Below are 22,686 nucleotides of genomic sequence, written 5' to 3'. Positions count from 1 at the left end.
TGACCCTGTCCGGGGCTCGCCCCGGACAGGGTCAATCAGAAGAAGTGAGGAATTTTACTTTGCCTCTTCCGGGGCATTTTACTCCGCCATCAACACTCGAACTTCAGCTACAAGATCGGTCTTGACTGGCAGGCCACCCCGACCACGCTGGTCTATGGTTTTTATGGTCGCGGCTACAAGGGCCCCGGTTTCTCGAACAGCTCGCCGGGTGTCGGCGCTGATGTGCGCGTTGCGCCGGAAATCTCGAACGGTGGTGAAATCGGCCTGAAGGGTTCGCTCCTGGGCCGCTCGGTCACCTACAGCGTTTCGGCCTTCTATACGAAGTTCCAGAACCTGCAGGTGCAATCCTGGAACAACACCTTGCAGACCTTCTCGCTGCAGAACGCCGCCACGGCAACGACCAAGGGTGTGGACCTGAGCCTGACCTACCGGCCGACCCGCGATCTGTCCTTCTCGGGCAATGCCAGCATTCTGGATGCCAAGTATGGCTCCTATGCCGGTGTACAGTGCTATGTTGGTCAGGTCAGCCCCACCTGCACCAATGGCTACTTCAACGCGGCGGGACAGCCCATCCTGATGTCGGCGAAGTTCAGCTCTTCGCTGTCGATGGAATACACCCCCACTCTGAAGAACGATCTGAAGGGCATTCTTGGTCTGGGCCTCTATCATCGCTCGTCCTACCTGTCGGGCTTCTCGCCGAGCGAGCGCCTTCCGGAAGTGACCCGCGTTGACGCGCGCATCGGCCTGCAAAGCGATAACTGGACCGCAGCGCTGTTCTGCAAGAACTGCTTCAACGTCATCCAGCCCTACTCGATCGGCCAGTATCCGGGCGACACAACCAATGGTGTGATGTCGACCGTGCAGCGCTTCAACAATGACTCGGTACGCACGATAGGCCTGCGCTTCACCTACAGGCACTGATGGCTGGGCGGGTGAGCGGGCTGCGGCCGTTCACCCGCTTTTTCTCAACAAACAGATCATGGGAATTTACAGACGTGACCGTAACCCTCTCCCATGAATGGGACGCCAGCTCCGGCCCAAGGCATCCCATGGCCAAGGGCATCACGCTGGTTTACGCGCAGATTTTGCCCGTCATGGCGATTGTCTCGCTTTTCCCGGCCATTCCCAAGCTGTTTCAGCAATTCGGGAATATCCCGATGGCATCGCTGCTGGTGCCGATGATCGTCACGGTGCCATCGCTGTTTGTAGCTCTGACGGCTCCCTTCGCGGGCGTTCTGGCGGACCGCTTCGGCCGCCGCCGCATATTTGTGTGGGGCATTACGGCCTATCTCATCATGGGGCTGGTCCCGATTTTGACCGAAAAGCTGGGGCTGATCGTCGCTAGTCGTGCGGTGTTGGGGATTGCCGAAGCCTGCGTTGTCACCGTGTCGAGCGCGCTGATCGGCGACTATTTTGGCGAGCAGCGGCACAAGTGGGTTTCCATGGTGGGCATCGCCATCACCATTGCCGGCATGGTCTTGTTGGCAGCGGGCGGAGCGCTTGCCGATATCAGCTGGCGCGGGCCTTTTGCGATTTACCTCTTTGTGGTGCCCGCTGTCATCATGGCCTGGCTCTATATCGACGAGCCGCCGGTTTATGAAAAGCAGCAGGCAGGCGATGGAGAGGTGGCCGTGCCCCCCTATCCTTGGCGCATCGCCAGCGTGATCGGTGCGGTCACACTGCTCTGTTCGCTGATTTATTACGTCATGCCGCTGAATTTCGCCGCCGCGCTGGGCATGGTTGGCATCACCTCATCCACCACGGTAGGTCTGATGCAGGCGGCCTCCAATATCGGCTATTTGATCGGCGCGCTAACCTATCGCCGCATCCATGACTGGCACGTCACGCGGCTTTTGGCGCTCTCCAGCGCGGCGATGGGTGCGGGCATGCTGGTGCTCAGCTTTTCCACCACGCTCAACGGGGTGATAGTGAGTTCGCTGATCCAGCAATTTGGCGCCGGTTTCGTGATTCCTGTCCTGATGGCATGGGGGCAGGCGCTGTTGCCGGTGACCCAGCGCGGGCGCGTCATGGGCATTTGGGTCACCTCTTTCTTTACCGGCACATTCCTGTGCCCGCCGATGATCACCGGCCTGTCTGCGCTACTGGGCGGGCTTTATCCAGCGGTGGGCGCAGTGGGCGTGGCAGGGCTGATCACCGCGCTGGGCGCATTCGCGCTGCGCGAACGCCAGAACAACACACATTAATCAAAGCATGGATTTGGGCATCGTAATGGCAGAATATGACTATATCATCGTTGGCGCCGGTTCTTCAGGCGCGGTTCTGGCCGAAAGATTGAGCGCAGATGGGCGACAGTCGGTGCTCTTGCTGGAGGCTGGCGGCGACAATGAGGCCGAGATTGTTCGGATGCCGCGCGCTTTCCTCAAAATGTGGGGTAATCCGAAATATTTCTGGCACTTCCCTGTCAAGGAGCAGCAAGGCCGCCCAGCGGGTGAGACATGGTTCTATGGGCGCGGGCTTGGCGGATCAAGCTCGACCAACGGCACCTGGTATCTGCGCGGGCTTGCCGCCGACTATGACAGCTGGGCACAGCAGGGGCTGAACGAATGGTCATGGCAGGACATGGCGCGCTGCTTTGGCGAAATGGAGAGCTATCGCTATCCCCACGCCCATCCTTCGCGCGGACGCAGCGGGCCGCTGCAGATCACCGAACTGCCCTATCGCTCGAAATTCCTCGACGCGGTGAAGAGGGCAGGTGAGCAGTTTGGCCTGCCTGTGCTGGCCGACATCAACACGCCCGACACGCAGGGCATAGGATATACGCAGGCGACGGTGGATCGGCGCGGGCGCCGCGCCTCGTCCTATCGCGCATTCCTGAAGCCTGCGATGAACCGCCCCAATCTGACGGTCAAGACCGAGGCTTTGGTCGAGAAGGTGATAATCAAGGGCGATAAAGCCACCGGCTTGCGTTATCGCCATCATGGGCAGACCATTGAAGTCATCGCCCGCCGCGAAGTGATCCTGAGCGCCGGAACGCTGCAAAGCCCTAAGTTGCTCCAGATCTCGGGCGTCGGCCCGCGCGATGTGCTGGAGGCTGCCGGTGTGCCGGTGGTCAAGGAACTGCCCGCTGTAGGCCGCAATCTGGCTGACCATATCATGCTGTCACTGTCCTTCCGCATGAAGAACTATCGCGGCTTCAACACCGAGTTCTCGGGCTGGCGGGCTGTAAAGCATGTTTTGCAATATTACCTCACCCGCACCGGCATGATGGCCTACACGTCGCCTGAATTGACCGCGCTGATCGCGATGAAGGCGCCCAAGCACTGGCCCGAAGTGCAGATCGGCTTTGGCCCCTTCTCGATGCGCTCCAGCGAGGAAATCAAGGCAGACCCAGGCCGCGGTGCGCTGGAGCAGGAGCCGGGGTATACGCTCAACGGCTATTACCTTCGGCCTAAGTCGCGCGGCAGTGTCGCCATCCAGTCGAATGACATTGCGGTCCCGGTGATGGTGGACGCCAATTGGTGGGGCCACCCCGATGACAAGCGGGACCTGATCGAGATGGTGCGTCTGTGCCGTCGCTTTGCCGCCCAACCCGCACTGGCCGACTATACTGTTCGCGAAGTCTCGCCGGGCGAGCAGTACCAGACCGACGATGAGATCGCGCAGGCGCTGGAATGGCTGGTCAGCCCCGGCGTTCATGCGACAGGCACATGCCGCATGGGCCACAGCGCTGAGGATTCGGTGGTGGACTCGCGGTTGTGTGTCCACGGCATCAATGGGCTGCGCATAGTCGATTGCTCAGTCATGCCTTCGCCGCCCTCAGGCAACACCAATGGCCCGGCTATGGGGGTGGCATGGCGTGCCGCAGAACTCATCCAGCAGGATTGGGCGGGAGTTCGAGCCGACTTATCATAGTCGGCAGGTTCAAATACGGCGTTTCCACCTGCCGTTTACGGATCGATCATCACACGGGCATCTTCCAGAACCTTCCGCTGGCTCATTGGGGCGCGTATCAGGTGACCGAAGAGATGCCCAAGCCTCCGCGCAGGCCAAAGATGCGCGGAGGCTGAAATTCATAGACATTGGCCACCACCAGCTTGTCGGTGACAGTGCGGACATAGGCCTGCAATTCCCAGCCGCCGTGATCGGGCCGCGCTCCGCTCTTTCCGCCTCATTCTTCGGCGGGCATGGCGCTCATATCCATCCAGAAGGCCTCCCAGACATGCCCGTCGGGATCGGCAAGATTGCGGTTATACATGAAGCCGAGATCCTGCACGGGATTGACGTCCGCCTGACCGCCATGCGCATCGGCGGCCTCGTTCATCCGGTCCACCGCCTCGCGGCTTTCGCAGGAGATGGCCAGCATCACTTCGCTCGATGTTGCGGGCGGGATCGGGCGGCTGGTGAAAACGCGCCATTTGTCATGGGTAAGCAGCATCACGCTGATCGTCTCGCTCCACACCATGCAGGCGGAGTTGTCGTCGCTGAACTGCGGGTTGTTGGTGAAACCCAGCGCATCGTAAAAACGCATGGCGCGGGGCAGGTCGGTCACCGGCAAATTCACGAAGATCATTTTTGTCATGCTGCTTCTCCCTGGGCGCGCAGATCCCTGCTGGGCAAACCCATGCCCTCCGGGTCGGTTCCGTGTCGACGGACGAATTGCTCTCCCCATGCGACGAGAATGGAGGCGCGACGAAAGGGACCGGCGCCGCCAAGGACCGATGGGCGGCCGGCCCCGCAAGTCGCCCCACAAACTACTTGCGATTTGTTGTTTAGCGTATTAGCTAAATAGCTATGAACGTTGTCTTCGACGCTCTCTCCCATCCGATTCGCCGCGAGGTGCTGGAACTGCTCAAGCGCGGAGGAATGACCGCGGGCGAACTGGCCGACCATTTCCCGGTCTCCAAACCGACCATGTCCGGCCATTTCGCCAAGCTGAAATCCGCAGGCCTGATTTTAGGCGAAAACCGTGGCGGGACCATCCTTTACACACTGAACCTTTCGGTGCTCGAAGAGGCGGTGATGGGGTTCATGAACCGGGTGCGCACCGGCCAAAGCACTTCGGCCCAAAGCGCTTCGGCCAAAACCTGTCCGCCAAAGGGAGAAACAGCATGAAAGTGAAAGGCCTTTTGATGGCGAGCCTGCTGCTTGCCGCGCTGATGGCTGCGATGGGGGCGCTGGCGCTGATGCGCCTGCCCGAAGGCGCGCGGCTGATCACGCATTGGGCGGCGGACGGCACGCCCAACGGCTCCATGCCTGCGGCGCGCGCGCTGTTCATCGCGCCGCTGATGGTTGCGCTGTTGGGCGCGTTGTTCGCCGTTCTGCCCAGCATCGAGCCCTTGCAGGAGCGGATGGCGCAATCGGCGCAAGTGCTGCGGGTCGGCTGGATTTCGCTGCTGATACTGATGACGCTGGTGTTCGCGCAGATTGCGGGTCCGGCTTTCGGCATCGTGCTCCCCGTCTCGTTGGTAAGTTTTGGCGCGGGCGCCATGCTGGTCGCGCTGGGCAATGTGCTGCCCAAGTCGCGGCCGGGCTTTTTCGTCGGCATCCGCACGCCATGGACGCTGACCGATACCGAAAACTGGATTGCCACGCACCGGCTTGCCGCGCGCCTTTTCATTCTTGCGGGCCTTGCTGTCATGCTGGCTTCGGTCTTGCCGGTGCCAATGGCTGTGCGCGGCGGATTGCTGGTGGGCGCGGCGCTCTTTGCCGCCTTGGTCCCGACGATCTATTCCTGGTGGTTCTGGCAGAGCCGCAAGGGTCGCTCATAAGCGAGGCAGCATTGCGCAAGAACGGTCGAGCGGGGCCCCTGCCTCCATGGCTAAGAGAAGGGGCCATCACCCAGGAAGTTCCCGATGACCGCTACCGACACGACCGAAGCCCGCTATCTGCTGCGTATGCAGCGGGTGGTCGATCATATCCACCGCCATCTCGACGGCGATCTTGGGCTTGATGTGCTGAGCGGGGTTGCGGCCTTTTCACCCTATCATTTCCACCGGCAGTTCAGCGCCATGTTTGGCATGTCGCTCCACCGCTATGTGCAGATGGCGCGGATGAAACGGGCTGCATCGCAATTGGCCTATCGCGCCGAGACCGTGACCCACATCGCGTTCGAGGCGGGCTATGAAGCGCCCGACAGTTTCGCCCGCGCCTTTCGTCAGCGCATCGGGCAGGCGCCGCTGGCCTTTCGGGAACAACCGGACTGGGCGGCATGGGAGGCGGCAATGGCGCCGCTTTCCAAGGCTAGGAGCCGTATCATGACCCAGCAATTTTCCAGCGACGATGTTTCCTTGCGCGAGGTGTCCGATATAACCATCGCGCTGATGAGCCATTGCGGCGATCCGCAGCGCCTTGGCGATACGATCCGGCGCTTTATCGCGTGGCGCAAGGGCAACGGCGTGCGCGCCGCCGATCATGCCACCTACACGATCTTTCACACCGACCCGGAGATCAGCGGCCCGGACGCCTATCGCCTTGACCTCGCCACTGAAATCCGCCGTCCGTTGACAGCGGCCGACGTTGGGGTTGAGGCAGGCGTCATTCCGGGCGGGCGTTGCGCGGTGCTGCGCGTGATGGGCAACAGCGATGATCTGCGCCCGGCGGCGGAATTTCTCTACGGCACATGGCTGCCCCTCAGCGGAGAGGAATTGCGGGACTTTCCGCTCTATGCCCAACGCGTCCGCTTCTTTCCGGACGTGCCCGAGCAGGAGGCGATAACCGATCTGTTCCTCCCGCTGCGGTAGGAAGGCGGACCGCGCGTGGAGCAGTCCTGATTGCTCCCGCGCTATTCCGCCACACGCACCCCTGCGAGGCCAAGCCATGACGCCATGCGTTCAAGTTCGCTCCGAAGCCGCTCCAAGGTCTCGGCCGGAGCATTGGGTTCAAGCGTTATGCGATGGGCGAGGAGGAGGCCCGCCGCGCGGTCAGCTTTCAGATCGACGCGCGCGACCAGAGCCTCGTCCATCAGGAAGGGCAGGACATAATAGCCATGCGCGCGCTTTTCCTGCGGCACATAGATCTCGATGCGGTAGCGGAACCCGAACAGCCTTTCGGTGCGGCCGCGCTCCCATATCAGCGGATCGAAAGGCGCAAGCAGCGCGGCGCCGGTGATCTTGCGAGGCGTGCGGGTGTCGCGGTGCATCCAGGCCTTTTGCGTCCAGTCCTCGACCCGCACCGGCACGAGAAGGCCGGCATCGACCTGCGCCGCGATGGCGTGATCGGCCTCGTCCGGTTTGAGGCGATAATAGTCGCGCAAATCGGCCAAGGTCGCCACGCCCAAAGCCATGGCGCTGCGGGCGATAAGCTCTTGCTGCGCGGTTGCGGCGTCCGGCGTGGGCAGGGCCAAAATCTTTTGCGGCAAAACACGTTCCGGCAGATCATAGACCCGCGCGAAACTTCCCCGCCGCGTGGAGGTGGTGATCTGCCCGGACCAGAACAGCCATTCGAGGGCGTGTTTGGTATGGCTCCATTCCCACCAGCCGCTCTTGCTTGCCCCGTTCTCGAAATCGGCGGCGGTCAGCGGGCCTTCCGCCGCGATCCTGTCGAGCACGCATTGCGCTTCCTGACGGCGCTCGGTCGCAAAGCGCCGCAAGGCGGGGTATCCGATCTCGCCGCGCTCCGCCCGCGCCATGCGCCAGCGCAGCAGAGGATGAAGATCGAGCGGCAGCAGCGAGGCCTCATGGGCCCAGTATTCGAACATGCGGCGGTGCCGTCGGGCGCCCCACGCCGCCTGCTCCAGATCGGCGCGATCATACGGGCCGAGGCGCGAAAAGGCCGGGAGGTAATGCGCCCGCGTCAACACGTTCACGCTGTCGATCTGAAACAAGCCGAGCCTGTCCAGCACGCGGCGCATTTGCCCCGCCGCCGGGCGCGCGGACTGTCGCCCCCCGAAACCTTGCGCCGATAGCGCAATGCGTCTGGCGTCACGAAGGGAAAGTTCAATGGTCATGGGCGCAAGTCTGGCGGCGCAAAGCCGCGCATGCAAGCCGTGCGATACGCCGGTCGGGAAGTCCGGTGTGGAGGCCAGCGCTTTACCGAAGATAGGCCCTGACGATCGCCACCAGTTCCTCGGCGGCCTGCACTTTGGGGTCGCTGACGGGCAGGTCCGGCTCGATCATATGTTCGCGGATGTGATCCTCGATCACCTCGGCGATGAAGCCTTCGAGCGCGCCGCGACAGGCGGTGGCCTGTTGCAGCACGCGGGCGCATTCGACATCGCCGCTGACGGCGCGTTCCAGCGCATCAACCTGTCCTTTCAACCGTTTCAGCCGATTGAGGAGCTTTTGCTTTTCTGCCGCAACATGGCTCATGACCTGACCTTTTCACCTTGATACTATACCCCCCTAGGGTATATGTCCGCCCAAGTCGAGTCGGCCTGCAACCAGCAGCCACGACCGACGTTCCGAGGGAATCAATCGATGCCGCGAAGTTGCAACCATTCCGCCGACGAGGGCGACAGTAGGCTCACCGCCTTGCTGACGCTTGCGTGGCGGTCGGCAGCTTTCCCATCCGGGTATCCATGCGCGTAATCTGATGCGCGATGGGTCCGGGCGGAAAGCGTGCCTTTCCGTTCAAGGACCCGATAATGACCATTCTGACTGCTATGCGCGCCCTGTGCGCTGCCCCCTTTGCGCTGGGTATGCTGGTCGCGCCCGCCTTTGCCGATGACGCTGCTCCGCAGGATCAGCGCTTTGCCATCCACGGCCAATATACCGGCGTGGTGCAGGGCGTTGGCGGTTTCGCCTCGCCCTATGCCGCCGACAACAGCCTCGATCCCCATCAGGTCAAGGCCACTAATGATGCCACGCTTTACCTTGGCCTGCGCCTATGGAAGGGCGGCGAGATCTGGATCAATCCCGAGGTGGATCAGGGCTTTGGCCTGTCAAACACGCTGGGCGCGGGCGGTTTCCCCAGCGCCGAGGCCTATAAGGTCGGCAAGATGGCGCCCTATTTCAAGCTGCAACGCGCCTTTGTCCGCCAGACCATCGCGCTGGGCGGCGATGCGGTCAGGCTGGAGGCGGGGATCAACCAGTTGCGCGCGACCACCACGGCCAACCGCCTCGTCATCACGGCGGGCAAGATGGGCGTAGGCGATATTTTCGACACCAACAAATTCGCCCATGATCCGCGCGGCGATTTCCTCAACTGGGCGCTGGTCGACACGGGCAGCTTTGATTACGCGGCCAATGCCTGGGGCTATACCTATGGAATTGCGGCGGAATGGTATCAGGGGCCGTGGACCCTGCGCGCTGGTTTGTACAACCTGTCGAAGGTTCCCAATGGCGTCGAACTGGAGGCCGATTTCTCCCAGAACGCCCTGATGATCGAGGGCGAGCGGCGCTTTCGCATCGCCGGGCGCGAGGGCGCGCTGCGGGTGACGGGCTTTCGCAATCGCGGCCTGTTCGCACGGTTCGATGAGGCGCTGGCCAAGGGCGTGCCGCTCGACCTTACTCCCGCGCGGCGCAGGCAGGATCGTTTCGGCATCGCGCTCAATGCCGAGCAGGACGTGACCGATGCCTTGGGCCTGTTTCTGCGGGCGGGGACCAGTGACGGCGCCATCGAGACCTATGATTTCACCGATATCGACCGCAGCCTTGCTTTCGGCGGTGCGCTTAAAGGCAAGGCATGGGGGCGGCCGCAGGATACGCTGGCCGTGGCGGGCGTCGTCAGCGACATTTCCGATGCGCACAAGCGTTGGCTGGCGGCGGGCGGCATGGGCGTGCTGGTGGGCGATGGCGCGCTGCCCCATCCGGGGGATGAGAGGATCATCGAGGTCTATTACGCCTTCCGGCCGGTGGGCTGGGGCGCGCTGACGGTGGATTATCAGCATATCGCCAATCCGGGATACAACCGCGACCGCGGCCCGGCCGATATCGTCGCGCTTCGTGTTCATGCGGGCTTCTGAAGCCTTGTGAGAGGGTCGTTCCATGAGCCCCGACAAAAAACCGCTCCCCATCCTGCCCAGCTTCTCGCGGATGCTGCGCCTGACACGCCCCAGCCGCGAGGATGCGATGGGTTTCGTCATCCTTGCGGGTCTGGCGCTGCTGGTGTTCCGCGCGGGTGAGGGGATGGTCGAGCCGCTCTCCAGCCTGCATCTGGAGCCGGTGACGCTCGATCCGGCGCATCTGCCCTATTATGCGCTGCGCACGGTGCTGCGCATGTTTGCCGCGCTGCTGGCCTCCACGCTGTTCACGCTGATTGTCTCGACGTTGGCTGCGCGCAGTCGGCGTGCCGGACAGATCGTCGTGCCCGCGCTGGATATTCTGCAATCCGTGCCGATCCTCGGCTTCCTGACCTTCACCGTCACCTTTTTCATGAATCTGTTTCCCGGTAATGTGCTGGGCGCCGAACTGGCCAGCATCTTTGCCATCTTCACCTCGCAAGCGTGGAACATGGCCTTCAGCTTCTATCAGTCGCTGCGCAATCTGCCCGGCGATCTGGAGGAAGTGTGCGAGGGGTTCGAACTCTCGCCGCTGCGCCGTTTCCTGCGGCTCGATCTGCCCTATGCCACGCCCGCGCTGGTATGGAATGCGATGATGTCCATGTCGGGCGGGTGGTTCTTTGTGGTGGCCTCCGAAGCGATCACTTTGGGCAACACCACGGTGACCTTGCCGGGGATCGGTTCCTATCTGGCCTTGGCCATCGCGCATCAGGATTTCGGCGCGGTGGGCTGGGCGGTGGGCATGATGGCGCTGGTGATCGTCGCCTATGACCAGTTGTTTTTCCGCCCCATCGTGGCCTGGGCCGACCGGTTTCGTTTCGAACAGACGGCCGGTACCGAGGCGCCGCAAAGCTGGGTCTATAATTTGCTTCGTCGCACCCGCGTCCTGCCGCTGCTGTTCGTGCCTCTTGGGGCCATGCTCGGGCTGTTGCTGGCGCTTGAGCCGCGCCGATTCAGGCGCCGCGCGGCCGAACCTCGCCCGGCCAATGCCGTGACCGAGCGGATATGGCAGGCGTCGATCTGGGCGGGGGTGGTCGCGGCCTTGGGGTGGATTGGCCATTATGTGCTGACCTCGCTTGGCCTGCATGACATCCTGCTGGCCTTTGGCTATGCAGCGATCACGCTGGTCCGGGTCGTGGTGCTGATCGTGCTGGCCAGCGCGGTCTGGGTGCCGCTTGGGGTGACGATCGGCCTGCGCCCGCGTCTTGCAGAGAGGGTTCAGCCCGTCGCGCAATTTCTGGCTGCGTTCCCGGCCAATGTGCTGTTTCCTTTTGCGGTGATGGGCATCGTGCGTTTCGGCCTGCTGCCCGACATCTGGCTCTCGCCGTTGATGATCCTTGGCACGCAATGGTACATCCTGTTCAACGTGATCGCGGGGGCCAGTTCGATCCCCAACGACCTGCGCGAGGCAGCGAGCATGTTTTGCGTGCGGGGCTGGCAATGGTGGCGTCAGGTCGCGCTGCCCGGTATCTTTCCCTATTACATCACCGGCGCGCTGACCGCCTCGGGCGGCTCGTGGAATGCCTCCATCGTGGCCGAAGTCGTGACATGGGGCAGCCATCGCCTCGAAGCGCATGGCCTTGGCGCCTATATCGCCGATGCCACCACGGCGGGCCATTATCCGCAGGTCGCGCTGGGCATCGCGGTGATGAGCCTGTTCGTCCTTGGCTTCAACCGCATGGTCTGGCGCCCGCTTTATGCCTTTGGCGAGCGCCGCCTGCGGCTGTCCTGATTTTCTTCGGAGTATTCCCCATGGCAACCATCGCTCCTGCCGCCTCGCTGCCTGTCATCCCGCTGATCAAGGTCAAGGGGCTCAACCATTATTACGGCCCGCCGCCGGGCGGCCATCTGGTGCTCGAAAATGTCGATCTGACGCTTTATCAGAACGAGGTTGTCGGCCTGTTGGGCCGCTCCGGTTCGGGCAAATCCACTCTGCTGCGCTCGATTGCGGGGCTGATCCATCCGCGTCACGGCACGGTGGAGCGCGTTGCCGGCCCGGATTGCCCAGACCCCAGCGTGGCCATGGTGTTCCAGACCTTCGCGCTTTTTCCATGGCTGACGGTGCAGGAAAATGTCGAGCTGGGGCTGGAGGCGCAGAAAGTGCCGCCTGAGGAGCGCCGCGCCCGCGCGCTGGCCGCCATCGACCTCATTGGGCTGGACGGGTTTGAAAACGCCTATCCCAAAGAACTGTCGGGCGGGATGCGGCAGAGGGTCGGGCTGGCGCGGGCGCTGGTGGTCAATCCGTCGCTGCTGTTGATGGACGAGCCGTTTTCCGCGCTCGATGTGCTGACCGCTGAAACCTTGCGCACCGATCTGCTCGATCTGTGGTCGGAAGGGCGGATGCCGATCCGTTCGATCCTGATCGTGACGCATAATATCGAGGAGGCGGTGCAGATGTGCGACCGCATTCTGGTGTTCTCCTCCAATCCGGGGCGGGTGGTGGCCGAGATCAGGGTGGATATTCCCCGCCCGCGTGACCGGCTCGATCCGCCGTTCCGCGCGCTGGTGGATGATATTTACGCCCGTATGACCGCGCGCCCGGATCAGGTTCAGCCCACCCGCGATGGCGTGTTTCCCGGCACAGGCATCGCCATGGTCCTGCCGCGCGTTTCGACCAATACGCTGGCGGGCCTGATCGAGGAGGTGGACGGCACGCCCTTCAACGGCAAGGCCGGTATGGCCGAACTGGCTGCCACGCTCAATTTCGAGGTGGATGATCTGTTCCCGATGGCCGAAACGCTGCAATTGCTGCGCTTTGCCGAATTGCGCGGGGCCGATCTGCTGCTCACCCCATCCGCGCGGCGTTATGCGCAGGCAGGCGTTGACCAGCGCAAGGCGATGTTTGGCGAGGCGTTGCTGGCCCATGTGCCGCTGGCGGGTCATATCCGCCGCATCCTTGACGAGCGCGCCAGCCACAAGGCTCCCGCGCGCCGTTTCCGCGACGAGCTGGAAGACCATATGAGCGAGGATTTCGCCGACGAAACGCTGCGGACCGTCACCAACTGGGGGCGCTATGCCGAGATATTCACCTATCACGAGGATGATGATCAATTCAGTCTGGACGATCCGCAATAACGGGCGTTCACGGGCGCCTTGCCGAAGCAAGAGTGCATGAGGCAGCCACGATGAGGGCCGCAATGCTCAGCTCGCCGATCCAGCACAGGATCGCGAGCGGCCCGTCGGACACGGCCAAGGCCAGAGACAGGCAGAGCGCGGCCCAGCCGCAGCATCGCAGGGCTTGCGATGATCGCTTTGGCAAGGCGTGCGCCAACAGGTCGCGCTGATGCCGCGTCATCGAAAGACACAGGCAGAGCAAACCGCCAAGTATAAGCAGCAGGGTCATGCCTCGGCCTTCCGCCTTGTGCCGCCCATGCTGGCTGCCGCCAAGGCGGTGAGGCCGGTGGTGAGCAGGGCCAGATCGACGCAGACCCGCGCCATGTCGTCGGTTCGGACCCATGCGAACAGCCCGCTCTCCGGCACGAACATTTGCGGGATCGGGGCGGCGAGGCACAACAGGCCAAGGCAGCGCACCTGTCCTATCCATGCTCGTTGGGGCGGCATCATCCATGCATTCACCAGCGCGGCGATCCATGAGAGGAAAAAGGCCGAAGCCTCCCATCCTATGCGCCCGGACATTCCCGCAGGCAGCAGCCGGTTCGCCAGCATCAGAGCCGCGATGGCGATCGGCAGGCCCGCGATCACGGCGACATTGGCGCGCTCCGCCGCCATGGGGCGCGGGGACGCCGGGTTTTGCGGGCGCCGTTTGACCACCCAGAGGATCAGCCCCGTTGCGATCATCGCGGTGCCGAGCAATCCCGACAGAAAGAACAGGAAACGCAAGGTCCCGCCCGAGAAGCGGGCCAGATGCAGACCATAGAGCCAGCCATGCGTTGTCACAGCCGGTCCGCCGCCGTCATGGCGTGCGACCAGTCGCCCGTCGGCGCTGAACCGCAACCAGACGAGATCATAGGATATGCTGTCCGAATCCCGCCGCTCCACCGTCACGGTCGCGTGTTTTGACGAGGGATTGTCCACCAGAATGCGACCGGCGCGGCCCTTGGGCCACATCTGTTCGGCGCTGCGGACAATATGGTCCACCATAGGCCCGGTCAGCGCTGGCGCATCGGCGGAGGAAGCCACACCTTGCCCTTTCAGATCGAGGGCATAGGCGGCAGCATCGCCCGAATAGGCGCGCTGGATGGCCCATGGCATGAACATTGTGGCCAGTGTGATCAGCCCGGTAAAACTGATCATCAGGCAGAAGGGCAGGGCCAGAACGCCCGCGACATTATGGGCGTCGAGCCAACTGCGCTGGCCTTTGCGCGGGCGGAATGTGAAGAAATCGGCGAATAGCCGCCGGTGCGTGATGATCCCGCTGATGATGGCCACCAGCATGGCGATGGCGGCAAAGCAGACCAGCCAGCGCCCAAGCCGGACGGGCGCGTGCAGATCAAAGTGGAAGTAATACAAAAAGTCGCCGCCCATGGTCTCGCGCCCGCGCAATCGCCGGCCGGTGCGCGGGTCGAGATATTCGGAGCGGAAGCCGCCCTTTTCCCCTTTCCACAAAATTTCCGTCACCGGGTTGCGCGCATTGGGCAGATCGATGCGCCACAGATGAGCATCGGGCGCTGCCTGTTGCAGGCGGTCTATGGCATGGAGGGCGGCCTGCGGATCGGCCGCCGCGCCGCTCAATTCGGGCCGCATCCACAGGGTGATTTCCTGCCGGTAATAGGTCAGCGAACCGCTCAGGAAGACCGCATAGAGCAGCCATCCTGGAAACAGGCCCGCCCAACTGTGCAGGAAGGCCATGGTCTGGCGAAACCCGTCCTTCATCGGCCGCCGCCCAGCCATCCCGCCAGCGCAAAGATAGCGCCGGGCAGCAGGATGATCGCCCATGCCGTCGCACCCTTGCGCGGCAGGAATGCCGCCAGCGCCGCCAGAACGAACAGGACATAGGCGGCGATCTGCGCCGTCACCACGGCCTCGATCCGTGGCATCGGCAATATCGCGGCCAGCCCGCCAGCTGCAGCGGCGGCCAGCAGATAGCCGCCGCCCAGCCCGGCCAGAATGCGGTTCAGGACAGCCTTTCGCCCCGGTGCGGCCCGTTTCACCAGCGCCACGCCAGATCGACGATGACATCGCGCCCTTCGCCATAATAGCAACGGTTGGTGCCGATGCAGGAGGCGATGTAGCGTTTGTCGAACAGGTTGTTCGCCTTGGCCGAGAGTTCGAGCCCCTTCAGGCCGGGCAGCCACGCGCCGAGATCGAAACGAACCGAGGCATCGACCAGCGTGAAAGCGGGAACGCGCGAATAATTCGCGGCATCGCCAAAGGTCTCGCTGGTATGGCGCAAGCCTCCCGCCAGCGTGATGCCCCGCAGGTTGGCATAATTGAGCCAAAGCGAAGCATTGTGCCGGGGCACTGCCATCAGGCGCAGCCCCTGCTGCGCGCGTGATTTAACCGTGAGATCGGCCGGGTCGATGCCCGATACGGTATCATTGCTGTTCGTGACGCGGGAATCGAGCAGCGTATAGGCGCCGATCACGCTGAACCCGGCCGGGAGCTTGACCTTCCCTTCCACTTCCAGCCCACGCATCCGCACCTCACCGATCTGCACGTAGAACAGCGCATGATCCCGGTCGGCGGTAAGATAGTTCTTGCGCCGCAAGTCAAAGACCGCCGCCGTCATGAAGCTCTGGCTGCCCGGCGGCTGGAATTTTATGCCCAGTTCATACTGGCGGCCCTTTTCCGGGTTGAAGGATTTTCCCGAGTAATCAGACCCATATTGCGGCGTAAAGCTTTCGGCATAGCTGAAATAGGGGGCCAGCCCATTGTCGAAATTATATAGCAGCGCCGCGCGCTTGGTCAGCGCCGCATTGCTGTTGTCCGAAGCGCCCGCCGGGAGATAGGAGGTCAGCCTGTATCGGGTCCAGTCCTGACGCAGGCCCAGCAGCAGGCGCCAGCCTTCATAGGCGATCTGATCCTGTGCATAGAGGCCGATCTGTCGGTTGTCATATTGCTGGTTGCGAAAGGGCGCGCGGGCCGGGATCGTCTGATAATAGGTCGGCGCGAACAGATCGAGCGTCGGCGCGGTCACAAATTCCCGCACCGTGCTGTATTGGAAAGACTGCGCGTCCAACCCGATCAGCACCTGATGCGCAACCGCGCCCGTATCGAATTTCAGCGTGACGCGATTGTCGATGGTGAAATCGTCGGACTTCTCGTTCAGGCCGAAAGCCTGCCGCGTGACTGTGCGCAGATCGGCGGCGAGGGCGGCGATATAGATATTCTGATTGTCCAGCTTGTTGTTGGTATAGCGGAAATTCTGGTTGAATTTGATCGCATCGCTGAAGCGGTGCTCCAGTTGATAGCCGACCGAGGCGACTTCGCGGCGCCAGCCCTGATAATTGGGATCGCCCGTGAACAGGTTTGGGGTAATGCTGCCATTGGGATTGGCGATGATCGTGCCGATGGTGGGCAGCCAGTTCAGCGTCGATCCTTTGAAATTGTCCTTCTGATAATGAGTCAGCAGGGTGAGGGTGGTCCGCCCGCCCGGTTTCCACGTCAGGGAAGGGGCGACCATCACCCGTTTTCGATTGGAAAAGGCGGTCATGCCGTTCGTGTCGAAATAGGTGCCGGACAGGCGGTAAAGCAGGCGATGATCCTGCGTCAGCGGTCCGGTCACATCCGCCGCCACCTGCTTGCGATCAAAAGTGCCGTAACGCAGCAGGATCTCGCCTCCGGCTTTGGACTGCGGCCGTTTGCTCACCATGTTGATGAGGCCGCCGGGCGTCGATTGGCCGAAGAGGACCGAGGTGGGGCCTTTCACAACCTCCACCTGTTCATAGAGATAGGGATCGAGAGCGCCGCTGGCATAACCTGTGCCGCTCAATCGCAATCCGTCGATATAGCTGTTGGTGGCTGTGCCGGTCGTGCCGTCATTGCCGAAACCGCGAATGGCCAGGGCATCGCCGCCATAGGTCACGCCCTTGGTATTGGCAAAGACGCCCGCGCTGTAGGTCACGGCGTCGCCGACCGAGAGGATGCTCCGTTCGCGCGCCTGCTCCATCGAGACCACGGAAATCGACTGGGGCGTCTCGCGCAGGGGCGTGTTTGTTTTCGTGCCAATGGCGGTCACAACGATATCATCGCTTTGCGCCGGTTCCATTCTCTCTGGCGTCCGGGCCGGAGCATGCGTTGGAGCCGAGGCGGGTTTGTGCGTCGCCGGTGCCACGCGCCTGACCAGCGTAAATCCGCCATGGCCATCCGGGTGAGCCTCCACCCCGCTCCCTTGCAGCAGGCGTTCAAGCGCTTGCGCGGGCGTATAGGCGCCGCGCAGGCCCGCCGTGCTTTGACCGCGCACCAGCGCCGGATCGAATGCGATCATCACGCCCACCTTCCGGCCAAGCTGGGCGATGGCGGCGCCCAGCGGACCGGCGGGAATGTCGATGTTTTGCGCCATCTGCGGGGTTTGCGCCTGCGCCTGCATCGGCGGGGCGCCAAGGCCCATCACCACCATCGCAACAGCCGCCGCGCCACACATTCCCCTGAACTTCACCACTTGGAAAACCCCTTTGCAAAACCGCTTCACAATGGGGGACGGGCGAGTTTGGAAATCGGGAACCTGAAATCGGAAATTATTTTGCCCGGCTCACAACGGGCGAACCGTCAGGCGCGCGCGACAGGCGAAGCCCGCTCGACCGCACAATACCGTCGAGCGCGCGATCGGGATCGGCCAAGGGATAGCTGCCCGAGACCCGGATGCCGGAAAGCGCAGCGGCGTCAAAACTCACCGGCTGCGCGCGATAGCGGTTGAGTTCGCGCAGCAGGCCCACGACCGGCTGATCGTCGGCGGCGAGCCAGCCTTGCGCCCATCCGGCGGCAGCCTCGGGATCGATAGGGGCAAGGTGCACCAGCTTTCCCCGCCCCATGCGCACGCGATCACCGGGCGAGAGATCGGCGCAATTCTCGCGGCCGGTTTTCGCCGGGCAGGCCCGCACATGAGATTCGATAACGGTGACGGTCGTTGCCTCGTCATCGCGGCGCACGATAAAGGCGGTGCCTTTCGCGGTGGCGCTGCCGTCGCTTGTTTCCACGATGAAAGGCCGCGCCGCATCCTTGGTCACGCGCGCCAGGATTTGCCCCCGGAACAGCGTGATGGCCCTGCGGTCATGGCTGCGGCGAAAGCTCAGCGCCGCGTCCGTGTCGATGGTGATCGAGCTGCCATCGGCAAGCGTCACGCTGCGCTGCTCACCCCGCGCCGTTTCATAGTCCGGGAACCATGCGCGCACCGCCATGGTTTGCGCCGTCAGCCATCCGCCGCCGCCCAGCAGGAGCAAGCCGAGGGCCAATCCGCCCCAGCGGCCGGTTTTGCGCGATCGGCGTTCGACCATGGTTTCAATCACTTCCCGGCCGATATCGTCCGTGCCTTCGAATTGCACGTCGATCCCGCGCATCCGCTCCATCGTCAGCCGGTGCAGAGGGTTTTCCTGACACCATGCCTCGCAGGCGTCGCGTTCATCCTGTGTCGCTTCGTCGGTTGCAAGCTGGGCCGCCCAATAGGCAGCCTGCGCGATCATCTCGGGGGTAGGGCGCGGCTCGGTCACTTAGTCCGCATAAGCCAGCGCGTAGCAATGGGCATAGACCTGCGCGACATAGCGCTTCACCATGCGTTCCGATACGCCCAGCGCCTGCGCCGCATCGCAATAGCGCAGGCTGTCGAACCGGACCATCATGAAGGCCTGTCGCGCTTTGGTCGGCAGCGTTTCGAGCAGGCGCAGGATCGCATCGAGAAACTGCGCCGCCTCGGTCACGCGCTCGGGCGTCAGGTGGTCGGCCTCGCCCATCCGGGCCGCGTGGACCGCCAGATAGGCCCGCTCAACCTCGCGGCGGCGAATGTCATCGATCAGGATGCGGCGCGCCACGGTCGAGAGATAGCTGCGCGGATCGCGGACGGATTCATTGGTTTCCAGCAGCCGGCAAAACGTATCCTGCGCCAGATCGGCCGCCCGGTGCGAACAGCGCGTATGGCGCCGCAGCCATTGCCTTAGCCAATCGCCATGCGAGGCATAGAGTGCCCCGACATCCATGGTTGCTGCAACGGCGGGCACGCGAAAACTCCCTGATCACAAGCCGACGGGATTGGTCCGTGACGGCGAGTTGAACTATGGGGCCTTCCTGACATAAATGCAAATTATTCGCAATAGCATGTTTTGGCGTTTTCGCGGGTGTTCGCCAAACCCGCCCCACACTGTTCAGCCTTTGCCCTTTGCCTTGCGTGTGCGCTCGGCGGCGATGGTCATCAGGCGGCGGAAGGTGGGGCATTGCGCATGGCTGGGCGCCGGGCAGGCCGCCGCATGGCGCAGGCCATCACGCAGCGCGCCAAGACGATGAATGGTCCGGTCGATCTCTTCAGCCTTGGTCAGCAATATTGCCCGATCAATATCCGGAGCGCCGCCATCCCCCAGCATATCGGCGATTTCATCCAGCGAGAAACCTGCCGACCGGCCCAGCGCGATGAGCGACAGGCGCTCCACCGCATCGGCATCGAATGTGCGGCGCAGGCCGCGACGGCCCAGTGACTCAATCAGCCCCTTCTCCTCATAGAAGCGGAGCGTCGATGCTGGTACGCCGCTGCGACGGGCCAGTTCGGCAATATCGATCAATGCCATCTTGACCTCAAGTGGACTTGAAGTGGCAACATGGCGCGAATCGACAGGTTAGGCAAGGAGCGCATATGACGGATCAGCAACCGGAAACCACAGGGTGGAACACACAGCGCAGTCAGGTGTGGGTGGAATTGCAGCCCATGCTCGACCGGCTGTTTTCGCCCTTCGAACGCATTCTGGTCGACGCGGTGGGGGGGCAGGGCGCGCGTGCCGTGCTGGACATCGGCTGCGGGGCGGGGGCGACCACTCTGGCCATCGCGCAGCAGTTGGGGGACGAGGTGAATTGTACCGGTCTCGACATTTCGCAGGACCTTGTCGATGCCGCCTCCCGCCGCGCGAAGGGAAAGGGCAATGTCCGCTTTCTGTGTGCCGATGCCCAAAGGCACGCCTTCGCGCCCGAGCAGTTTGACGCGATCATCTCGCGCTTCGGGGTGATGTTCTTCGATGATCCGGTCGCCGCTTTCGCCAATCTGCGGGCGGCGGCCCGTCCGGGAGCCGCGCTGACCTGCATCGCCTGGCGCAGCGCTTCGGACAACCCTTTCATGACGGTGCAGCGCCGGGCCATCGCCCAAGTGCTGGGGCCGCAGGGTGATCCTGCGCCTGATGCGCCCGGCCAGTTCGCCTTTGCCGATGACGGGCGGGTGAGGGGCATTCTTGCCGATGCCGGATGGAGCAGCATCGACATTCGGCCGATCAACGTCCCATGCACCTTGTCCGCCGATGATCTGCCGATCTACGCCCGGCGCATGGGCGGGATGGACGCCATCGCCTCTGATCTGGACGAGGCACAATGGGGCCGCCTCGAAGCCGCTTTGGATCGCGGGTTCGCCGGTTTCGTGGTCGATGGCGTCGCCCGGTTCGAGGCTGCGTGCTGGGTGGTTCAGGCCAAGCGATGATGGTCGCGCCGGAGCGGCTATAGCATCTCAAGCCCTCGGCGCGCGGTCGGGCGGGCAAAGCTGCGCTCAAGCTGGGCGATGTCCTCGTCGCTCAGCGTGAGATCGGCCGCCGCGCGATTGTCCTGCACGTGCCGGACCGACCCCGCCTTGGGAATGGGCAGGATGCCGGGGCGGCTCAGCAGCCATGCCAGCGCGATCCGGGCCGGGGTTGCCTCATGACGGCGGGCCACTTCGGCAAGCGCCTTGTGCGAGAGCAGGCGCCCCTGCTCGACCGGGCTGTAGGCCATGACCGGCATCGAGCGATCCGCCAGCCAGGGCAGGAGATCCAGCTCCGGCGCGCGGCGCGTGAGATTGTAGAGGATCTGATCGGTAGCGCAGGCATGGCCTCCGGCATCAATCAGTTCTGCCATATCGTCCATATCCAGATTGCTGACCCCCCAACGGGCGATCAGACCCGCATCGACCAGCCTCTCCATGGCTTCGACCGTTTCGCCCAGCGGGACCGCGCCGCGCCAGTGCAGGAGATAGAGGTCGAGATGGTCGGTTCCCAGCCGCTTCAGGCTGGCCTCGCAGGATTGGCGCAGGAGCCGGGCCGAGGCATGATGGGGATAGGCCTTGCTGACCAGAAAGACCTTGTCGCGCAGGCCTGCGATAGCCTCACCCACCAGAATTTCAGCTTCGCCCTCGCCATACATTTCGGCGGTGTCGATCAGGGGCATTCCAAGCTGGACCCCCTCGCGCAGGGCCGCGATCTCGTCGCCGCGCCGTGCGGGGTTTTCGGCCATCATCCATGTGCCTTGTCCCAGCGCCGGGACAGCGGTGCCATCGGGAAAGCGGATTGTCTTCATGATCCTTGTCATGCCTTTCGCGCAGATCGCCCTGGGGCTCCTCAATAGGGCGGCAGACGCATACTGGCCAGAGAAACGCGCGGGCGGCGGGTAAGTTCGGCGCTCTGTTTTTTGCAACGCCTGATCCAGTTCTTTGCGATAGATTGCAACGCGGCGATGCCTCTAGCAAGCGCGGAACACAAAGCAGGGATCAGGCAATAATCATGGGGCGTATCACCACATCGCGGCTCCGAGCCAAACTTGCGCTCAACGGGCGGCGTGCGGCCCTTGGCGCGATCATCGCGGCGGTGCTGGCCTGCGCGGGCGCCGTGCCGGGACAGGCTCAGGAGCCGCCGGTTCCGACGGTCCCTGCGGTAACCCCGATTCCGGTAAAGTCATGGTCATCGCCAATTTCGAGCCGGGGGCCGATACTGGGGACGCGCCGGGCGAGTTCCAGCTTTGGGCCGAGCGGGAGCATCTTGACGAGGTGATCCCGGTGCGCGGGGCGCTCCATCCCTTGCTGCGCAACAAGGAGGGGCTTTACGGCATGGTCTGGGGCGATCCGCATTCGCTGGTGGCGACGCCCGACGTGCAGTTGATGGCGCTCTTGCTCGATCCGCGCTTTGATTTTTCACACACATATTGGCTGTTTACCGGCATTTCCGGCGCCGATCCTCAGGCCGCCTCGGTTGGCAGCGTCGCATGGGCGCGATGGGTGGTGAGCGGCGATGCGCTGCGCGAGTTTGCCGAGAATGAAACGCCCAAGGGCTGGCCCTATGGCCTCTTTGCGATCGGCGCCAAGGCGCCGGGGCAATTGCCCAACGCCGCCGACAGTTTTGGCGGCATGACCGACACCGGCTCGCTCGGCATGGCGGTGCCGCTGAACCGGAATTTGGCGCAATGGGCATATGATCTCAGCAAGGACGTGCCGCTGCCCGACTCTCCGGTGCTCTGCGCCGCCCGCGCGCGATGGAAGGGCTATCCCGCCGCCCAGCGTCCGCCCTTTGTGATGATGGGCGAAACGCTGGGTGCGCTGCGCTACTGGCATGGCGCCGGGCGCACCCAATGGGCGCGCGACTGGGTGAAGATGTGGACGCAAGGGCAGGGGCGCTTTGTGATGACCAACATGGAAAGCCAATTGATGGCAGGCACCATGCTGGCCGCTGCGCTGGCCGAGTTGGTGGACAGGCAACGCGTGATGGTTCTGCGCAGCGCCAGCAATGCGTCCATGCCGCCGCCGGGGCAATCGCCGCTCGACAGCGTGGGCGACGAAGGGCCGGGGCAGGTGGCGGCTTATGAAGGCAACTATCGGGCAGGCGCGGTGGTGGTGCATCGCCTGCTGGTCGATTGGGCTAAAGTCCGAGACACCGTTCCCGGCACTGCGCGCCCATAAAAGC

Annotated in this window: 22 protein-coding genes; 11 read left to right on the top strand and 11 right to left on the bottom strand. The window is 63.3% G+C overall.

The genetic code is table 11. The annotated features are described in order from the left end of the window. Positions 1-51: 51 nt before the first annotated feature. From GGR38_RS22380 to GGR38_RS22370, 3 genes are all read left to right on the top strand, one after another. Entirely contained in the window at positions 52-921 is an 870-nt protein-coding gene (locus tag GGR38_RS22380; RefSeq protein WP_183628980.1) for a TonB-dependent receptor domain-containing protein, read from the top strand. Positions 922-1,049: 128 nt separating this feature from the next. Continuing rightward, a complete protein-coding gene (locus GGR38_RS22375) occupies positions 1,050-2,204 on the top strand; it encodes an MFS transporter (RefSeq protein WP_183628962.1) in 1,155 nt (384 codons plus the stop codon). Between the two features lie 25 nt (positions 2,205-2,229). Then, on the top strand, positions 2,230-3,873 hold the full coding sequence (locus GGR38_RS22370) for a GMC family oxidoreductase (RefSeq protein ID WP_183628960.1): 1,644 nt from the start codon (positions 2,230-2,232) through the stop codon (positions 3,871-3,873). Between the two features lie 256 nt (positions 3,874-4,129). Here GGR38_RS22370 and GGR38_RS22365 read toward each other — a convergent pair whose 3' ends face one another. After that, the gene (locus tag GGR38_RS22365) at positions 4,130-4,540 is read right to left on the bottom strand and encodes a VOC family protein (protein ID WP_183628958.1); all 411 of its coding nucleotides are present in this window, start codon (positions 4,538-4,540) and stop codon (positions 4,130-4,132) included. A 212-nt stretch (positions 4,541-4,752) separates the two neighbouring features. Between GGR38_RS22365 and GGR38_RS22360 the strand changes: the two genes are divergently transcribed. The 3 genes from GGR38_RS22360 to GGR38_RS22350 all read left to right on the top strand — a co-directional run bounded on the left by GGR38_RS22360 (position 4,753) and on the right by GGR38_RS22350 (position 6,701). Then, complete coding sequence (locus tag GGR38_RS22360; RefSeq protein WP_183628956.1) at positions 4,753-5,073, top strand: metalloregulator ArsR/SmtB family transcription factor; 321 nt, start codon at positions 4,753-4,755, stop codon at positions 5,071-5,073. After that, positions 5,070-5,729, top strand: coding sequence for an SdpI family protein (locus GGR38_RS22355; protein WP_183628954.1), 660 nt, complete (start codon positions 5,070-5,072; stop codon positions 5,727-5,729). The genes GGR38_RS22360 and GGR38_RS22355 overlap by 4 nt, the downstream gene beginning before the upstream one ends. Before the next feature lie 84 nt (positions 5,730-5,813). Beyond that, positions 5,814-6,701, top strand: coding sequence for an AraC family transcriptional regulator (locus GGR38_RS22350; protein ID WP_221227216.1), 888 nt, complete (start codon positions 5,814-5,816; stop codon positions 6,699-6,701). A gap of 41 nt (positions 6,702-6,742) precedes the next feature. On the opposite strand, the gene GGR38_RS22345 is transcribed toward GGR38_RS22350, so the two are convergent. Continuing rightward, positions 6,743-7,906: a winged helix-turn-helix domain-containing protein gene (locus GGR38_RS22345; protein WP_183628952.1), complete on the bottom strand. Its 1,164-nt coding sequence runs from the start codon at positions 7,904-7,906 to the stop codon at positions 6,743-6,745. 82 nt (positions 7,907-7,988) lie between these two features. Then, entirely contained in the window at positions 7,989-8,267 is a 279-nt protein-coding gene (locus GGR38_RS22340) for a metal/formaldehyde-sensitive transcriptional repressor (RefSeq protein WP_168604782.1), read from the bottom strand. A gap of 275 nt (positions 8,268-8,542) precedes the next feature. Here GGR38_RS22340 and GGR38_RS22335 point away from each other — a divergent pair, with 275 nt between their 5' ends. Genes GGR38_RS22335 through GGR38_RS22325 form a run of 3 tightly spaced genes read left to right on the top strand, consistent with a single transcriptional unit; the run spans position 8,543 to position 12,973 of the window. Beyond that, on the top strand, positions 8,543-9,862 hold the full coding sequence (locus GGR38_RS22335) for a carbohydrate porin (protein ID WP_183628950.1): 1,320 nt from the start codon (positions 8,543-8,545) through the stop codon (positions 9,860-9,862). A gap of 22 nt (positions 9,863-9,884) precedes the next feature. After that, a complete protein-coding gene (locus GGR38_RS22330; protein ID WP_183628948.1) occupies positions 9,885-11,630 on the top strand; it encodes an ABC transporter permease in 1,746 nt (581 codons plus the stop codon). Between the two features lie 20 nt (positions 11,631-11,650). Next, on the top strand, positions 11,651-12,973 hold the full coding sequence (locus GGR38_RS22325) for an ABC transporter ATP-binding protein (RefSeq protein ID WP_183628947.1): 1,323 nt from the start codon (positions 11,651-11,653) through the stop codon (positions 12,971-12,973). 7 nt (positions 12,974-12,980) lie between these two features. On the opposite strand, the gene GGR38_RS22320 is transcribed toward GGR38_RS22325, so the two are convergent. The 7 genes from GGR38_RS22320 to GGR38_RS22290 form a co-directional block, all read right to left on the bottom strand. Beyond that, positions 12,981-13,241 (bottom strand): DUF3325 family protein, encoded by a 261-nt coding sequence (locus GGR38_RS22320; RefSeq protein ID WP_183628946.1) that lies wholly within the window; start codon positions 13,239-13,241, stop codon positions 12,981-12,983. Next, positions 13,238-14,731: a PepSY-associated TM helix domain-containing protein gene (locus GGR38_RS22315; protein ID WP_183628945.1), complete on the bottom strand. Its 1,494-nt coding sequence runs from the start codon at positions 14,729-14,731 to the stop codon at positions 13,238-13,240. The genes GGR38_RS22320 and GGR38_RS22315 overlap by 4 nt, the downstream gene beginning before the upstream one ends. After that, complete coding sequence (locus GGR38_RS22310; protein ID WP_221227215.1) at positions 14,728-15,009, bottom strand: hypothetical protein; 282 nt, start codon at positions 15,007-15,009, stop codon at positions 14,728-14,730. Before GGR38_RS22310 ends, GGR38_RS22315 begins: the two co-directional genes overlap by 4 nt. Further along, entirely contained in the window at positions 15,006-17,456 is a 2,451-nt protein-coding gene (locus GGR38_RS22305; RefSeq protein WP_183628944.1) for a TonB-dependent siderophore receptor, read from the bottom strand. Before GGR38_RS22305 ends, GGR38_RS22310 begins: the two co-directional genes overlap by 4 nt. Positions 17,457-17,535: 79 nt before the next feature. Beyond that, positions 17,536-18,504: a FecR family protein gene (locus tag GGR38_RS22300; RefSeq protein WP_343059204.1), complete on the bottom strand. Its 969-nt coding sequence runs from the start codon at positions 18,502-18,504 to the stop codon at positions 17,536-17,538. Continuing rightward, positions 18,505-19,008, bottom strand: a complete 504-nt coding sequence (locus GGR38_RS22295; protein ID WP_343059203.1) for a sigma-70 family RNA polymerase sigma factor — start codon at positions 19,006-19,008, stop codon at positions 18,505-18,507. It lies immediately after the preceding gene. Positions 19,009-19,152: 144 nt separating this feature from the next. After that, positions 19,153-19,569 (bottom strand): helix-turn-helix domain-containing protein, encoded by a 417-nt coding sequence (locus GGR38_RS22290; protein ID WP_183628943.1) that lies wholly within the window; start codon positions 19,567-19,569, stop codon positions 19,153-19,155. Positions 19,570-19,634: 65 nt separating this feature from the next. Between GGR38_RS22290 and GGR38_RS22285 the strand changes: the two genes are divergently transcribed. Beyond that, the gene (locus GGR38_RS22285; RefSeq protein ID WP_183628942.1) at positions 19,635-20,462 is read left to right on the top strand and encodes a class I SAM-dependent methyltransferase; all 828 of its coding nucleotides are present in this window, start codon (positions 19,635-19,637) and stop codon (positions 20,460-20,462) included. A gap of 17 nt (positions 20,463-20,479) precedes the next feature. Here GGR38_RS22285 and GGR38_RS22280 read toward each other — a convergent pair whose 3' ends face one another. Continuing rightward, the gene (locus GGR38_RS22280; RefSeq protein WP_221227214.1) at positions 20,480-21,310 is read right to left on the bottom strand and encodes an aldo/keto reductase; all 831 of its coding nucleotides are present in this window, start codon (positions 21,308-21,310) and stop codon (positions 20,480-20,482) included. Between the two features lie 376 nt (positions 21,311-21,686). Here GGR38_RS22280 and GGR38_RS22275 point away from each other — a divergent pair, with 376 nt between their 5' ends. Next, positions 21,687-22,682, top strand: a complete 996-nt coding sequence (locus GGR38_RS22275) for a purine-nucleoside phosphorylase (RefSeq protein ID WP_183628939.1) — start codon at positions 21,687-21,689, stop codon at positions 22,680-22,682. Positions 22,683-22,686: the final 4 nt, after the last annotated feature.

Origin of the sequence: Novosphingobium sediminicola (assembly GCF_014196525.1) — a bacterium.
GTDB lineage: Bacteria > Pseudomonadota > Alphaproteobacteria > Sphingomonadales > Sphingomonadaceae > Novosphingobium > Novosphingobium sediminicola.
This window is presented reverse-complemented; position numbering and strand designations above follow the sequence as displayed.

Coding starts and splice junctions, on each gene's coding strand:
- GGR38_RS22375 (WP_183628962.1), top strand. CDS start 1,050: ATGGCCAAGGGCATCACGCTGGTTTACGCGCAGATTTTGCCCGTCATG.
- GGR38_RS22275 (WP_183628939.1), top strand. CDS start 21,687: ATGGTCATCGCCAATTTCGAGCCGGGGGCCGATACTGGGGACGCGCCG.
- GGR38_RS22350 (WP_221227216.1), top strand. CDS start 5,814: ATGACCGCTACCGACACGACCGAAGCCCGCTATCTGCTGCGTATGCAG.
- GGR38_RS22370 (WP_183628960.1), top strand. CDS start 2,230: ATGGCAGAATATGACTATATCATCGTTGGCGCCGGTTCTTCAGGCGCG.
- GGR38_RS22330 (WP_183628948.1), top strand. CDS start 9,885: ATGAGCCCCGACAAAAAACCGCTCCCCATCCTGCCCAGCTTCTCGCGG.
- GGR38_RS22340 (WP_168604782.1), bottom strand. CDS start 8,267: ATGAGCCATGTTGCGGCAGAAAAGCAAAAGCTCCTCAATCGGCTGAAA.
- GGR38_RS22325 (WP_183628947.1), top strand. CDS start 11,651: ATGGCAACCATCGCTCCTGCCGCCTCGCTGCCTGTCATCCCGCTGATC.
- GGR38_RS22285 (WP_183628942.1), top strand. CDS start 19,635: ATGACGGATCAGCAACCGGAAACCACAGGGTGGAACACACAGCGCAGT.
- GGR38_RS22365 (WP_183628958.1), bottom strand. CDS start 4,540: ATGACAAAAATGATCTTCGTGAATTTGCCGGTGACCGACCTGCCCCGC.
- GGR38_RS22315 (WP_183628945.1), bottom strand. CDS start 14,731: ATGAAGGACGGGTTTCGCCAGACCATGGCCTTCCTGCACAGTTGGGCG.
- GGR38_RS22355 (WP_183628954.1), top strand. CDS start 5,070: ATGAAAGTGAAAGGCCTTTTGATGGCGAGCCTGCTGCTTGCCGCGCTG.
- GGR38_RS22290 (WP_183628943.1), bottom strand. CDS start 19,569: ATGGCATTGATCGATATTGCCGAACTGGCCCGTCGCAGCGGCGTACCA.
- GGR38_RS22335 (WP_183628950.1), top strand. CDS start 8,543: ATGACCATTCTGACTGCTATGCGCGCCCTGTGCGCTGCCCCCTTTGCG.
- GGR38_RS22345 (WP_183628952.1), bottom strand. CDS start 7,906: ATGACCATTGAACTTTCCCTTCGTGACGCCAGACGCATTGCGCTATCG.
- GGR38_RS22280 (WP_221227214.1), bottom strand. CDS start 21,310: ATGAAGACAATCCGCTTTCCCGATGGCACCGCTGTCCCGGCGCTGGGA.
- GGR38_RS22320 (WP_183628946.1), bottom strand. CDS start 13,241: ATGACCCTGCTGCTTATACTTGGCGGTTTGCTCTGCCTGTGTCTTTCG.
- GGR38_RS22360 (WP_183628956.1), top strand. CDS start 4,753: ATGAACGTTGTCTTCGACGCTCTCTCCCATCCGATTCGCCGCGAGGTG.